The organism is Geminicoccus sp., from assembly GCF_036263595.1.
Lineage (GTDB): Bacteria > Pseudomonadota > Alphaproteobacteria > Geminicoccales > Geminicoccaceae > Geminicoccus.
The window spans coordinates 24,813-38,671 of sequence record NZ_DATAGQ010000044.1 but is presented as its reverse complement, the minus strand read 5'-3'; the positions used below and the strand labels follow the sequence as shown (position 1 = coordinate 38,671).

Here is a 13,859-nt window from a genome sequence, read left to right as displayed (position 1 = left end):
GATCACCCGACGCGCTCAGTGCCACGTAACGCTCATCCAGGTCGAACAACCCAGGTGATCCACCCATCGCTGCTGCCCTCCCGCTGCCAGCAGAAGCGAATCACATCCCAGATCGCACGGCTAGGTTCTTCAAACCGTCCTCGTGACGACGGCAGTTGGACTGGGAGCCGCTGCTGCGTCGGCGCAAGAACCTGCCGTAGCAACCTATAATGACCAGAAATCAGCAGTAATCGATGTAAAGGATGAAACCTGTAAGGTGCCATTGAAGATCAAGGGCCAGAAGATCGATCTATACTCCAACGACGTAAAGATCGACATCAAGAAGGTCGCGGAGAAGAAAAAGTATTACAAGGTAGTCAAGTGCGAATTCAAGGACAAGGATATCAAGAGAAAGTTTCTCTTCTACAAGGATGTCATCAAGAAGAACTTCGAGTGCAAGGTTGATTTCGGCAAGGAATATGCAAAGACCAAGCTGAGCGCGGTTGCGGTCAACTTCAAGAAATACGGCAAGGTCGCGAAGGTTGACTTGGTTTGCTGGTTCAAGATCGACAAGCCCACCCCGCCTAAGCATCCGGAGCCGCCGAAGTATCCGCCGCAGCCCCCAAAGGCCCCGGAGCAGCCGTCGTACTGAGTTAACTACCTTCCACTGACATTGCTTCTGTTCCCGAGATACCTGCCGCAGCGCATCCGTTGTGGCAGGTATCCAGCCCATTTTCTTCTCAGTCAGTCAGGTGTGGCAGCGAGACGGAGGCCCGTCGTCAAGGCAAGTTGGCGTTCTTGCCCCGACGGGAGCCGGCAGCCTCCATTCCTTCGGCTTGGCCGTTGATTTTCGACGCGGCCGCAATTCGGACCGGTCCACGGGGCGCAGGCATCTGCGCTCCGTGGCGCCACGGCCGGCAGCAGATTTCGATCGGTCGTCCCGGTGTGGCTGAGCCCCGGCAGCATTCGCCCGTACCCCCCCACTCACCATGAGTGACGCGGGCTGGGCTGTCAGAAGGCAATGCCCAGCTGGCTCGGCGGATGCGGCTCTGACCCCGCGACTGCGCGGGAGGAAACCGCTCGGCTGCGCTTCACGGCTCATCCCCCATCGAGCCGTGAAGCGCCAGCTCGCGACAAGTCGAACATCGAAGAAAAGGTTGATCAAGTCGGTTCATGTACCGCGGAACGAAAAAAAGAAGAGCATCGGTTGCAGGGAGAAGCATAAAAATGTCGACAAAGCCTTATACAAGATCCCTGATCCTAGCTTCGGTAGCGGCCGCACCCGTCATCTTCGGGCCTGCAGGCGCTGATGCGCTGGAGCCCATCGAGTCACTGGGCAAGAACATCTTCTTCGACGAGAAGCTTTCCATCCCTGCCAACAAGCAGGCGTGTGCGTCATGCCACGATCCCGCAAGAGGCTGGATCCTGCCCAATGCCACCATCAACGCCACCACGGTGGTGGCACCGGGCGCGAAGCCGCACGCGGTGGGCAACATCAAGCCACATGCCAACGCCTATGCGAGCTTCAGTCCCCCGTTCCGGCGCGGCAGCTTCGGCCCGTTCACCGCACCCTGGGAAGGCGGCAACTTCTGGGATGGCCGTGCCGAAGGCTGCGGGGCAACGCCTGGCGCCGACTGCCCGACGGCGGAGCCGCGAGGAGCCGTCAGCGCCACGATCAGGTCGTCGGGCCTGCCGTCATCCTTGCAGGCCAGATACGCGAAGTACCTCGGTCCGATCGCCGATCAGGCCCTGAACCCCTTTCCGAATGACGTCGAGCAGAACATCCGAGAGAAGAATGTCTGCCAGCAGGTCAAGACGGCCAAGTACAAGGATCTGTACAGACAGGCCTATGGAGGCGACATCGACTGCAGCCCGAATCCGAAGGCGAATCCGGCGTGCCGCACCAGCTTCAAGCGGCTCGCGGTGGCGCTTGCGGCCTGGCAGGCATCGAGCGACGTGAATTCCTTCAGCTCCAGGCGGGACAAGAAGCTTGCCGATGATCCCGACCACGCGTTCCCCCTGGTCGGGTTCACGGACCAGGAAAACCTGGGTCACGATCTGTTCTATGGCATCGATTCCGAGCTGAACCGCGGAGGAAAGGACGCCCGTTGTACGGCGTGCCACAATGGCGTGCCGCGGGGCGAGCCCGCCGATCCCAAAGGTGAGGCGCCAAAGCAGCTCTATACCGACAACCGGTTCCACCATATCGGTGTGCCCTTCAATCGCCAGATCCAGGGCGTCGCCAAGGGTGCGAAGACGGGACTGAGGGCGCACGTCACGGACGTCCAGGCAGGAAGCTTCAGAACGCCGACGCTGCGCAACGTGGCCAAGGGGCTGAGCGCGAGTTTCAAGAAGGCCTACACCCATAATGGCTGGTTCAAGAGCCTGGAAAGTCTGGTCCATTTCTACAACACGCGCGACGTGCTGCGGTCATGCGAATCGCTGGGCATCACCCAGGCGACGGAAAAGGAAGCGCTGCAGAACAACTGCTGGCCCGCCCCAGAATTCCCCAACCCTGCCGTGTTCGTCGTCGGGAACCTCGGGCTGACTGCCTCGGAGGAGGCGGCCATCGTGGCCTACATGAAGACGCTGTCGGATGAGCGTACGCCGAAGAAGCCCTGAGCAGAATCGGGAGCTGGCGGTGGCTGCTCCTAGCTATCGGCGCAGATGGTTCCTGCTTTTTATTCCTATAAATCTGTAAATATTCCTGATACCCTGCGCTCACACTGCCATGAGCCAGGGTTGCCCCGCCATGCCCCGTTCCGCTGCTCAGATCGACGCCGCCCGCAGCAATGGCGCCCGCTCGCGCGGTCCCCGCACGCCGGAAGGCAAGGCCAGATCGTCCGCCAATGCGAGACGCCACGGCCTATGCGCCCGCAATGTCATCCTGGACGATCCCGCCGAGCAGGCCGGGTTCGATGGGCTGCTCGTCGGCCTGCGCGCCGCCTATCGGCCGATCGATGCCCAGGAGCAGGAGCTGGTCCGGGCGATCGCCCATGCCGCCTGGCAGCTTCGCCGTGCCCAGGCACTGGAAGAGCGGTGGTGGGACGGGTCGGAAGAGGCGCTCAGCCTGGAGACCATCCTGCGCTACCAGGCCCGCGCCGAGCTTGCGCGTGCCAGGGCGATGCGGGAGCTCGGGATCTATCGCTCGGGCACGCTGCACCGGGCGGCCGAGCAGCCAGCAGCCAAGGCCACCCCTGCCGGCCGCCGGCCGCGCAGGGGCATCCCTGCCCTTCCGGCGAATCCCCGCGCATGAACGAACCCGGCGCGTTCCGGCAGCTGATGGAACGCTATGTGCACGACGATCCGTGCACCGTCCTGGAAGCCCTGATCCGCACCGGTCCCGCGCCAGCATGAGCCGGCCGATGGACGGTCGGGCCGCTTCCCGCTGTCGGAAAGCGGCCGGCCGCTGCCTTCGATTAGACCGCGATCTTGCCACCGCCCTGCTTGGTGATCACGACCACCGAAGGACGCACCGGCATGGCCGGGTCGAAGTCCGGCCAGCGCGTCGACAGATCCTCGTAGTAGGACGGACGGCCGAAGCCTTCCCAGTCCTCGCCGCCGTCGGCCGGATGCTGGACCGCGAGGAACATGGTCTGGTCGTCCGGCAAGAGCAGCGGGCCGCACATCTCGGCGCCCACCGGCACGCGGAAGAACAGCTTGGAGGTCGCACGCGCCTCGCCGTCCGTATCTACCGCCCAGAGCCCGTCGGTACGGCCGGTCGCCTTGGGCGAGTTGCCGTCGGTCGAGACCCAGAGCCGGCCCTCGGAGTCGATGGCGCAGTTGTCGGGCATGCCGAACCAGCCGTTCGCGGTCGTTTCCGTCGAGAAGGTGGCGCCGACCTCGGCGACCTCGGGGTCGCCGCACTTGAGCAGGATCTCCCAGCTGCCCTTGGTGGCAGCGAAATCGCCGCCTTCCTCGGCAATCTCGATGATGTGGCCGAAGGCGTTTTCCGCGCGCGGGTTGGCGGCGTCGACCTGGTCGGACTTGCGCTTGGTGTTGTTGGTGAGCATCGCGTAGACCTTGCCGTTCCTGCCGTTCGGCTGGATGTCTTCCGGTCGGTCCATCTTGGTGGCCCCCAGCAGGTCGGCCGCCCGGCGCGTCTCGATCAGCACGTCGGCTTGGCTGGCGAAGCCGTTCTCTGTGGTCAGCGGCCCCTGGCCATGGACCAGCGGCAGCCAGGTCATGGTGCCGTCGACATCGAAGCGCGCGACATAGAGCGTGCCCTGGTCGAGCAGGTCCATGTTCGCGTCGCGGTTGGCCGGGTCGAACTTCCCGGCGGTCACGAACTTGTAGATATAGTCGAAGCGCTCGTCGTCGCCGGTATAGAGCACCACCTGCCCATCCCTGGCGACGATCGATTCGGCACCTTCATGCTTCACGCGGCCGATGGCGGTCCGCTTCTTGGGCGTCGAGGCGGGATCGAACGGGTCGACCTCGACCACCCAGCCGAACCGGTTCGGCTCGTTCGGCTCCTTGAAGACGTCGAAGCGCTCGTAGAACTTGCCCCACTCGTAGGTGCCTTCCGGCACGCCCACCCGCTTGTAGTTGGCCGCCTCGGCATGGCCCTCGGGGAGCTCGCCCATGAAGTAGCCGTGGAAGTTCTCCTCGGCCATGATGTAGGTGCCCCAGGGCGTGACGCCGCCGGCGCAGTTGTTGATCGTGCCGAGCACGGTCCGGCCTTCCGGGTCCGCCTTGGTCTTCATCCGGTCGCTGCCGGCGGCGGGGCCGGTGATCTGCATGGGCGTGGCCGCGGTGATGCGGCGGTTGTACTTGCCGTCGCGGACCACCTGCCAGGCGCCGTCCACCTTCCGGATCTCGACGATCGTGCCACCATGCGCGGCCATCTCGATGTCGACCCGCTTCTGGTCGGCGGGCGCCACCTCGATCTCGCCGTCCACGATCTTCACGATGCCCGGGAACATCAGGTGCTCGTTGGTATACTCGTGGTTCACCACGAGCAGGCCATGCGCCGAGGGATCGGCGGCACCGGGCATCGGGATATAGCCGACATAGTCGTTGTTGTAGCCGAACTGGCGAGCCTGGGCCTCGGCCGACTGGTTGGCCGGGTCGAACGCAGGCGCATCGGCGAACAGCGGGTCACCCCAGCGCAGCAGGATCTGCGCGTCGTAGCCGTCCGCGACATGATGCCTGTCGTCCACGCCGGCCGTGACCTCGGGGAAGGAGAAGGCCGACGGTGAGGCCGCCTGCGCCTCCTTGGCCGCCATCAGCGCCGCCGGGCCGACGGTCGCGGTGATCGCGGAAGCCGCAAGCGATCCCTTCAGCATGGAGCGCCGGGAGAAGCGCTTGGCGATGATCTCGCCCATGGTGGGGTTGTCGGTGGGGTTGTGCCCCTCGCCGACGACGTCCTCGAGCAGCGAAGTACGGAACCTGCGAGTATCTTCGCTCGTGCCTGTCATGTCCTACCTCGGAAGGCCTGTATCGTCCGGTTCTCTGGAACCGCTCCAGGCTGGCTAGGCGTGCTTGGTGACGGCTACATGACGATCGGAGAGTTGGCGCCGGGAAGACTGCCCCGACGGGACCGGCATCCTGGCAGCCAAGCGCCGGGCGAGCTGGGCCAGGGCACCGGAAGCGGCCGGCTTGATAACCGGATCTTAATCATCTGCGTGCATCCTCCGATCATCGGCACGCGAGTGGCGTGGCCGATCCGGAGGTCTCGATGTCGCGCAGATCCGTCGTCGTTCTCCTGGCTGCCCTGGCAACGGTCCAGGCCCAGGGCGCGCTGGCAGAAGACGAAGGGGACGGGGCCATGCTGGAACTGCCCTGCAGCCGCTATGACCGGATCCGCCAGCAGCTCCGCGAGGAGTATGCGGAAGAACCGGTCTCGCTGGGCCTGCAGTCCAATGGCCACCTTCTGCAGGTCTTCGCCTCGGCCGAGAGCGGCACCTGGACGATCGTCAGCACGGCCCCTAGCGGCACGGCCTGCGTGGTCGCCGCCGGCCATGACTGGGAAACCCTGCCGCCTGCCCGCGACGCTTCCCTGGACGCCGGCAAGGGCGCCTGAGCGGCTCAGACCGTCGCGAGATCGACCCAGCGCCCCTGGGCGGCCGAACGGTAGGCGGCCTCCACCAGCGCGAAGGTCCGCTCGTTGTCGCGCGCCGACGTCGCGGGCTCCCTTCCCTCGCGCAGGCAGTCGATGAAGTGCGCCTGGGTATTGAGCACGCTCTCCTGCACCATCGCCCAGACCGGGTCGCCCCAGTCCGGGGCCACCGGCGCGATCGAGCGCTGCTCGGTCCCGTCGTGACGGGTGATGGTCATCTCGAAGCCGTGGCCGACCTCCAGGAACCCGTCCGTTCCGTCGATCCGCACCAGGGTCTCGGGGAACGGGTCCGGGTCGATCTTGGTGTGGTAGGACCCCAGCACCTCGCTGATCACGCCGCTGCCATGCTCGAGCAGGCAGACCGCGCCATCTTCCCCGGCGATACCGGGGCGGACCTTCTGCGTGCGGGCCAAGAGGCGGTCCACCTCCCCGAACAGGAAGCGGGCGAGGTCAAACACGTGGATGACCAGGTCGAGCAGGACCAGACGGTCGACCTTGGCGAGATAGGGCTGGCCCTTGAAAACCTCGAAGCCGCACCGCCAGGACAGCCTGGCCGCGACCGGACGTCCGACGGCACCGCCGTCCAGCACCTGCTTGAGCTGCATCATCGGCCCCTGGAACCGGAAGTTCTCGTGGACCATCAGGGGAATGCCGGCGCTGCCCGCCACGTCGACGATCCGCCGCACGGCCGCGATGTCGGGCGCAAACGGTTTTTGGCAGATGGTCGGCACCTTGTGTCGGGCGCAGATCCCGACCAGGGCCTCGTGGCTTTCCATGGTCGTGACGACATCGACGAAATCGGGCCGGACCTCGCGCAGCATCTGGTCCAGGTCCGCGAACAGTCGCGGCCTGGTCCCGCCAGCCTGCTCGATCAGGTCGGCGGCAGCCTGCAGGCGTCCGGCATCGAGGTCGCACAAGGCCACCAGTTCCACGCCGTCCATGTGGTGCCAGGCCAGCAGGTGGTTGCGGGCGAAGAAGCCGCAACCGACCATGACCCCTCGCAGCCTCGGGCTTGTTGTCGTCGACGCCACAGTTGTTCTCCCACGAACATCGCTCTTGGCCGCGGTTTGCAGTGGATAAGCCTGCGTGACCTGTTTCGCTGCCCGGCGACTTGCTACATGGTGCAGTAAAGGGTGGGGCGACGTGGCGCCAGGGGCCCATGCCCGCCGGAGCCAGCCACGCCACCCTCCCAGGCTGCCGGAAGCTTGGCGCCATTTTGCATGGAGACCCCTTGATGATCCGACGCCGCACGCTCCTGATCGCCGCCGCAGGCTCGCTGGTCGCTGCTCGGACTGCCTCGGCCACCGCTGTGTTCGAGGACATCACGTTCAGGGTCGTCCGCAAGGGTGACGATATCGGCCGTCACGCCATCCGGTTCGAGCCGCAGGGCAGCAGCGTGAAGGTGACGACCGCCATCGACATCAAGGTCAAGATGGCGTTCATCACGGTCGCCTCGTTCAAGCAGGATGCGGTCGAAACTTGGCAGGACGGCCATCTCGTCGAGGGCAAGTCGCGCATCGCCGATGACGGCGACGTCTCGGATGTCAGCTTCGCGGCCGACGGCAGCCAGCTCGTGGTCCAAGGCCCCAAGGGCCGCTTGAAGGTGCCGGTCGGGACGATGACCGACATCTCGTTCTGGAACCAGGACATCGTCAGGCAGCCGGCGGTGATCGACACCCAGACCACCGACCTGATCAGGATGAAGGCCGATGGCGGGCCGAAGAAGGAGATGGTCAATCTCGGCAACGGACGCAGCGTCGAGGGCATCCGGTACGAACTGACCAGTCCGCAGGGCCGCTCCGGATTCATCTGGTACGATGCCAAGGGCCGGTTCATCCGCACGAGCTTCAAGACGCGGGGCGAACAGCTCGACTACTATCCGATCTGACGGCAACTCGTTGCGGCTTTGCCGGTTCGTCCGCAGCTGACGAGCAGGCGTTCCAGCCCGTGGAAATGCCAGCTGTTCCGATACCGCGGCCGCTCGGCCAGATCGATCCTGGGGCAGCGCCTGAACAGCACGGCCAGCGCCACCTGCATCTCCAGCCTGGCCAGGGACGCCCCAAGGCAGAAATGGATCCCGGCCCCAAACGCCACGTGGCGCTTCTCGCTCCTGGCCGGGTCGAAGCGCTGGGCATCGACGAAGCGTGCGTCGTCACGGCCAGCGGAGCCAAGCAGCAGCCCCACCCTGTCGCCCTTCCGAAGCGCCAGACCTGCGATCTCCAGATCCTCCAGGGCGAAGCGGCTGAACATGTGCAAGGGCGGATCGAATCGGAGGATCTCCTCCACCGTCTCCGCGGCCAGCGCGTCGTTGGCGAACAGCCTTGCCGGGTCCCTCTCCTGCTCGATCAGCGTTTTGATGCCATTGCCCAGCGCATGGACCGTTGCCTCGTGGCCCGCGTTCAGCAGCAGGATGCAGGTGGAGATGAGTTCGTCGTCCGAGAGGCGCTCGGCCTTGCTCCAGATGCCGGCAAGCTGGCTGATCAGGTCGCCGCAAGGCACGCGGCGCCGTTCCGCCACGTGCGCCCGCAAGAACGCCACGAAGGCTTCGCTGGCCGCAACCGCCAGATCCTCGTCCTGCCGGGTCCGCCCGAACCGGTACATCGCGACCATGCGATGCGACCAAGTCAGAAGCTCGGACGCCTTGTCCACCGGCACGCCCAACAGCTCACAGATCACGGTGATCGGGATCGGCGTGCAGTAGGCCGCAAGAAGATCCACAGGCTGGTCGGCGGGGAAACGGTCGATCAACTCGTTGGCCAACTGCTCGACGCGTGGACGCATCGCCTCGATCCGATGCGACACGAAGCTGCGGTTCACCTGTGCCCGCAGCCGCGTATGCACAGGTGGCTCCCGCTCCAGCATGGAGTGGGCCTCGACGGCATAGAACGGCGCCAGATGCGCCGGCGTCTCCGGCCATCCCAACTCGGCACGGCTCGCGACATGGAAGATGTCCCGGCCGAACCGGCGGTCGCGCAGGATGGCGTCGACGTCGGCGATACGGCTGAAGCACCACTGCCCGTATTCTTCCCAGAAGAAGATCGGGCATTGCTGCCGAACCACGGCATAAGCCGGGTAGGGATCCTGGAAGAACGAGGGATCCGAGGCATCCAGCGAGATATGGGAGCTGGCCGGCTTGAGCTTTAGCAAGGCGTGCCTTAGCGCCCGCCTGATACGTTGAAGGTCGTCGCGGTGACGTAGCTGGCCTTTTCTGATAGAAGCCAGATCGCCGCTTCCGCCACCTCGTCCGCAGTGCCGGGCCGGCCCATCGGCACGGTCGGACCGAACCGCTCCAGCCGCTTCTCGATTCCTGTGTCGTGCTGGATGTCGGTGTCGATCAATCCGGGCCTGAGCCCGCAGATCCGGATCCCTTCATGGGCGATGTCCTTGCCCAGCCCCTCGGTCAGTGCATCGACGCCAATCTTGGCAATACCGTAAGGGGCGAACCCGCCGGCGCCGCAGAAGATCGCAGCCATCGAGGAGATGTTGACGATGACGCCACCCTGCCCGCCCCGGGACTTCGCCATGCGCACCACCGCTTCACGGGCTGTCCAGATCGCACCCAGCAGGTCGACGTCGATCACCCGACGGATCTCGGCGATGGGGATGTCGACCAGCGGGGCCGCCTTGTTCACGATCCCTGCATTGACGACGACGCCGCTGAGCTTGCCGAGAGCCTGCTCCGCCTGATCAAAGATCTTCACGACCGCTTCCTGGTCGGCCACGTCGCCCGGAATGGTGACCGCCTTTCGCCCGGCTGCACGAACCGCCGCCGCGACCTCCTCGGCAGGCTCCGGCCTGGCAGCGTAGTTGATCGCAACGTCCCAGCCATCCCGCGCCGCCAGCCGGCAGATTGCGGCACCGATCCCGCGCCCGCCGCCAGTGACGAGCAGCACCTTGTCAACCATTCACCGTCTCCACTTCCCTGCTCGTCAACGCACGGGCCAGAACCTCGTTCAGAACAGCCGCCCTGGCCGGATCCCGGGCAGGCAGTTCGATCGCGCCGGTGGCTAGCACTTGTCCTTTCGTGGTCACGCGAGCACCGCGACCGTCCATCTGCAAGGTAGCGGCAGCACCCTCGACGCGAACCCGCGTTCCTATGGCTGCCGGCCTTCCTGTTGCCAGATGAACGATGATCGCGCTGTCTGCTTCGTGACCAGCGGAGACCACGGTGACCTCGGTGGCGCCTATGCTGTGCCGGGTGATGCCGATCGACCGGCAGGTCCCGAACCATGGCTCCAGCCGTGCCAGCCATGCGGCCGCCTGCGCAAGCACATCGCCTGAGGCCGGTTCGTCGATCTCGGCATAGACCGCGCGTCCGAGCGCAGCAGGTATTCCGCCCATCGTTCCTCCCACGGCCTTTGCGCCGATGCGTCAACCGACGGATGGACGTGCCGCCTCAGTTCGGTCAAGCATCCTCGCACACGACGCGTGGTCTTAGATCAGGGACAGGGATACGGACATGCTCGACAGACGCCTCCTCCTCGGCACCGCTCTTGCTGGTGCATCCCTTGCTGGCCGCGACCTGCGTGCCGCGGAATATGTCACCGTCCTCACCGGTGGGACGTCGGGTGTCTACTATCCGCTCGGTGTGGCGCTGGCGAAGATCTATGGCGACACGATCGAAGGTGCCCGCACCTCCGCGCAGGCCACCAAGGCGTCCGTCGAGAATCTCAACCTCCTCCAGCAGGGCAAGGGCGAGATCGCGTTCACGCTGGGCGACAGCCTGATCGACGCCTGGAACGGCCGCGAGGAAGCGGGCTTCAAGCAGAAGCTCGACAAGCTGCGCGGGATCGCGGCCATCTACCCGAACTACATCCAGATCGTGGCGCTTCAGGAAAGCGGGATCACTTCGCTCGCCGACCTGAAGGGCAAGCGCCTGTCGGTCGGTGCGCCCAAGTCAGGCACCGAGCTCAACGCGCGCGCGGTGCTGGGTGCAGCCGGCATGTCCTATGACGATCTGGGCAAGGTCGAGTACCTGCCGTTCGCCGAGTCGGTGGAACTGATGAAGAACCGGCAGCTGGACGCGACCTTGCAGTCGGCCGGCCTGGGCGTCGCCTCGATCCGCGATCTGGCCAGTTCGGTCGCCATCAGCGTGGTGCCGATCGACGCGACACTGGTCGAGAAGATCGGCAAGCCGTTTTATGCCGTCACCATTCCGGCCGGCACCTATGCGGGGCAAGATGCGGACGCCGCCACCGCCGCCGTGCCGAACTACCTCGTCACCCACAGCGATGTTTCCGAGGAACTCGGCTACCAGATGACCGTGCAACTCTTCGGCCACCTGGATCAGATGGCGGCCGCCCATGCCGCGGCCAAGGCGATGAAACTGGATGGTGCCCTCGCAGGCATGCCGGTCCCGCTCCACCCTGGCGCGGAGAAATTCTACTCGGAGAAGGGAATGAAGCTCTGAGTGGACTGGCAGCAGGAGACGATCCCGGGGTCCTGACGTTCGGCAGAGGCCCCGCAAGGCTCGCCTTGCTCGGGATCGCGCTGGCATTCTCGGCCTTCCAGCTCTGGACGGCCGCCTTGTCGCCCCTGCCGTCCATGGTCGTGCGCAGCGTCCATGTCGGCTTCCTGCTACTGCTCTGTTTCGCCCTGCTGGCCGAGCGGGAACGGAGCAGGACGCTGCGATTGACCGGTTGGGTCCTCGGCATCGTCGGGTTCGTGCTGGGCCTCTACCACTGGGTCTACCACGACGCCTTGATCGTGCGCGCGGGCGACCCGACCATCATGGATCTGGTGGTCGGCGTGGCCGTGACCGTCCTGGTGTTCGAGGCGTCGCGCCGGCTGCTTGGGCTGGCCCTGCCGATCATCTGCGGCGCCTTCATCCTCTACGCTCTGTTCGGCGAGTACCTGCGGCCGCCACTGGATCATCGGCCCTACGACTTCGTCCAGGTCGTCGACCAGATGTACCTGGGCACCGAAGGCATCTACGGCACAGCGATCTACGTCAGCTCCAGCTTCATCTTCCTGTTCATCCTGTTCGGAGCGTTCCTCGAACGCGCCGGCATGATTCGCCTCTTCAACGACATCTCAATGGGCACCGTCGGGCACACCAAGGGTGGCCCGGCCAAGGTCGCCGTGATCTCGTCCGGCCTGATGGGCACGATCAACGGCAGCGGCGTGGCGAACGTCGTCACCACCGGGCAGTTCACGATCCCGCTCATGAAGCGGTTCGGCTACCCGGCCGCATTTTCCGGCGCCGTCGAGGCCACCGCGTCCATGGGCGGGCAGATCATGCCGCCGGTCATGGGAGCGGTCGCCTTCATCATGGCCGAGACGATCGACGTTCCGTATGTCGAGATCGCCATCGCCGCGGCCATTCCGGCCGCTCTCTACTTCGCCACGGCGTTCTGGATCGTCCATCTGGAAGCCGGCAAGCGCAGCCTGGTCGGACTGCCGAAGAAGGACTGCCCAAGCGCCTTGGGTGCGCTCCGGCGGGACTGGTTCCTGATCCTGCCGCTCGCGGCCCTGGTCTGGCTGCTGTTCACTGGCTACACGCCCGTGTTCGCTGGCACGGTCGGGCTTGCGCTGACGGCCCTGGTGGTGCTCGGCGCCCCTGTCGCGGGCCAGATCCCCGTCCAGGCGCTGCGCATCGTGTTCTGGGTGCTGCTTGGTCTCGGTGCTGCCGGATTTGGCCGCTACGGCATCGGCATCATCGCAATCCTGATCCTGCTGCTCGTCGGTGTATGCCTGTTCACGTCCGGCGGGCGCGCCACCTTGCTGCTCTGCCGGGACGCTCTCGCCGATGGTGCGAGACACGCCTTGCCCGTGGGTGTGGCCTGCGCGCTGGTGGGCACCATCGTCGGCACGCTCACGCTGACGGGCGTTGCCTCCAACTTCGCGGGCTGGATCGTGGATGTCGGCCAGAACTCGCTGCTCCTTTCGCTCCTCCTGACCATGGTCGCCTGCCTGATCCTGGGCACGGGCATTCCGACAATCCCGAACTACATTATCACGGCCTCGATCGCCGGCCCGGCGCTAGCCGAACTCGGCGTGCCGCTGATCGTCAGCCACATGTTCGTCTTCTATTTCGGGATCATGGCGGACCTGACGCCACCGGTGGCGCTGGCTGCGCTCGCCGCCTCGCCCATTGCCGGCGCCTCGCACATGTGGATCGGCTTCACAGCCACACGCATCGCAATTGCCGGCTACGTGGTGCCGTTCATGGCCGTTTACTCGCCAGCCTTGATGCTGCAGGGCGACGACTACGTCGCCACGGCCTATGTCGTGCTGAAGGCAGTGATCTCGATCGGACTCTGGGGAGGTGCAACCGTAGGATGGCTGCTAGGCCCGTTGAACTGGGCGGAGCGGATCCTTGCCGCTGTCGCGGCGTCGCTCCTGGTCACGGCCCTGCCCATCACGGATGAGATGGGCTTCGGTTTGAGCGCACTCCTGCTGGGATGGCACTGGTGGCGGACCCGCTCACGATCTGTCTCGCGACAGCCGGCCTGATCTTCGATCTCGGCAAGGCCGAGATCGAACTGCGCTGGGTTCACAGCGTCCAGATGACGCGCTGGTCCGAGCAGTGGCGGGTCACCGAACAAGGTCTTGAGGCTCTGTCTGCCACGGTCGAGGGCAGCGGGGCCGGCATGGAGCCCGGCGAGGGCGCCGCATGGAACGGGCAAGGCTGGACATGGCGGCCAGCCCTACCGCCACAGCGGGAACTGGTCTTCGCCCGCAGTGGCGCGACGTCGGATTGGCAGATCTGCCAGGACGGAACCTGCCGCAGCGTACGGGAATTGACCGGCATCGAGCCCGGGGCACCCTTCCGTCTTGCACCATGCAAGATGCCCTGACGTCTGGCTCCGGCAAGACC

General features: G+C 65.4%; 13 protein-coding genes. 8 read left to right on the top strand and 5 right to left on the bottom strand.

The annotated features are described in order from the left end of the window. Positions 1 to 142: 142 nt before the first annotated feature. From VHL31_RS03510 to VHL31_RS03500, 3 genes are all read left to right on the top strand, one after another. Positions 143 to 631, top strand: coding sequence for a hypothetical protein (locus tag VHL31_RS03510; protein ID WP_329659816.1), 489 nt, complete (start codon positions 143 to 145; stop codon positions 629 to 631). Between the two features lie 575 nt (positions 632 to 1,206). Then, positions 1,207 to 2,601: a cytochrome-c peroxidase gene (locus VHL31_RS03505; protein ID WP_329659815.1), complete on the top strand. Its 1,395-nt coding sequence runs from the start codon at positions 1,207 to 1,209 to the stop codon at positions 2,599 to 2,601. A gap of 130 nt (positions 2,602 to 2,731) precedes the next feature. Beyond that, positions 2,732 to 3,235, top strand: a complete 504-nt coding sequence (locus VHL31_RS03500; RefSeq protein WP_329659814.1) for a hypothetical protein — start codon at positions 2,732 to 2,734, stop codon at positions 3,233 to 3,235. A 163-nt stretch (positions 3,236 to 3,398) separates the two neighbouring features. On the opposite strand, the gene VHL31_RS03495 is transcribed toward VHL31_RS03500, so the two are convergent. Beyond that, a complete protein-coding gene (locus tag VHL31_RS03495; protein ID WP_329659813.1) occupies positions 3,399 to 5,399 on the bottom strand; it encodes a PhoX family phosphatase in 2,001 nt (666 codons plus the stop codon). Positions 5,400 to 5,659: 260 nt separating this feature from the next. On the opposite strand from VHL31_RS03495, the gene VHL31_RS03490 reads away from it, so the two are divergent. Continuing rightward, entirely contained in the window at positions 5,660 to 6,004 is a 345-nt protein-coding gene (locus VHL31_RS03490) for a hypothetical protein (RefSeq protein ID WP_329659812.1), read from the top strand. Positions 6,005 to 6,009: 5 nt separating this feature from the next. Here the strand turns inward: VHL31_RS03490 and VHL31_RS03485 are convergent, their stop codons facing one another. Further along, positions 6,010 to 7,032, bottom strand: coding sequence for a Gfo/Idh/MocA family oxidoreductase (locus VHL31_RS03485; RefSeq protein ID WP_329659811.1), 1,023 nt, complete (start codon positions 7,030 to 7,032; stop codon positions 6,010 to 6,012). A 242-nt stretch (positions 7,033 to 7,274) separates the two neighbouring features. Here VHL31_RS03485 and VHL31_RS03480 point away from each other — a divergent pair, with 242 nt between their 5' ends. After that, positions 7,275 to 7,928, top strand: a complete 654-nt coding sequence (locus VHL31_RS03480; RefSeq protein ID WP_329659810.1) for a DUF6134 family protein — start codon at positions 7,275 to 7,277, stop codon at positions 7,926 to 7,928. On the opposite strand, the gene VHL31_RS03475 is transcribed toward VHL31_RS03480, so the two are convergent. From VHL31_RS03475 to VHL31_RS03465, 3 genes are read right to left on the bottom strand one after another with little or no spacing between them, the layout of a single operon-like run. Further along, the gene (locus VHL31_RS03475) at positions 7,916 to 9,187 is read right to left on the bottom strand and encodes a cytochrome P450 (RefSeq protein ID WP_329659809.1); all 1,272 of its coding nucleotides are present in this window, start codon (positions 9,185 to 9,187) and stop codon (positions 7,916 to 7,918) included. The two genes, VHL31_RS03480 and VHL31_RS03475, sit on opposite strands and share 13 nt — an antisense overlap. Before the next feature lie 8 nt (positions 9,188 to 9,195). Continuing rightward, positions 9,196 to 9,945: an SDR family oxidoreductase gene (locus VHL31_RS03470; protein ID WP_329659808.1), complete on the bottom strand. Its 750-nt coding sequence runs from the start codon at positions 9,943 to 9,945 to the stop codon at positions 9,196 to 9,198. Beyond that, positions 9,938 to 10,381, bottom strand: a complete 444-nt coding sequence (locus VHL31_RS03465) for a hypothetical protein (RefSeq protein ID WP_329659807.1) — start codon at positions 10,379 to 10,381, stop codon at positions 9,938 to 9,940. Before VHL31_RS03465 ends, VHL31_RS03470 begins: the two co-directional genes overlap by 8 nt. Before the next feature lie 118 nt (positions 10,382 to 10,499). Between VHL31_RS03465 and VHL31_RS03460 the strand changes: the two genes are divergently transcribed. The 3 genes from VHL31_RS03460 (at position 10,500) to VHL31_RS03450 (ending at position 13,839) form a co-directional block, all read left to right on the top strand. Continuing rightward, positions 10,500 to 11,450: a TAXI family TRAP transporter solute-binding subunit gene (locus tag VHL31_RS03460; protein WP_329659806.1), complete on the top strand. Its 951-nt coding sequence runs from the start codon at positions 10,500 to 10,502 to the stop codon at positions 11,448 to 11,450. A 65-nt stretch (positions 11,451 to 11,515) separates the two neighbouring features. Next, positions 11,516 to 13,495, top strand: coding sequence for a TRAP transporter permease (locus VHL31_RS03455; protein WP_329659805.1), 1,980 nt, complete (start codon positions 11,516 to 11,518; stop codon positions 13,493 to 13,495). Further along, on the top strand, positions 13,453 to 13,839 hold the full coding sequence (locus tag VHL31_RS03450) for a DUF1850 domain-containing protein (RefSeq protein WP_329659804.1): 387 nt from the start codon (positions 13,453 to 13,455) through the stop codon (positions 13,837 to 13,839). Before VHL31_RS03455 ends, VHL31_RS03450 begins: the two co-directional genes overlap by 43 nt. Positions 13,840 to 13,859 lie beyond the last annotated feature (20 nt).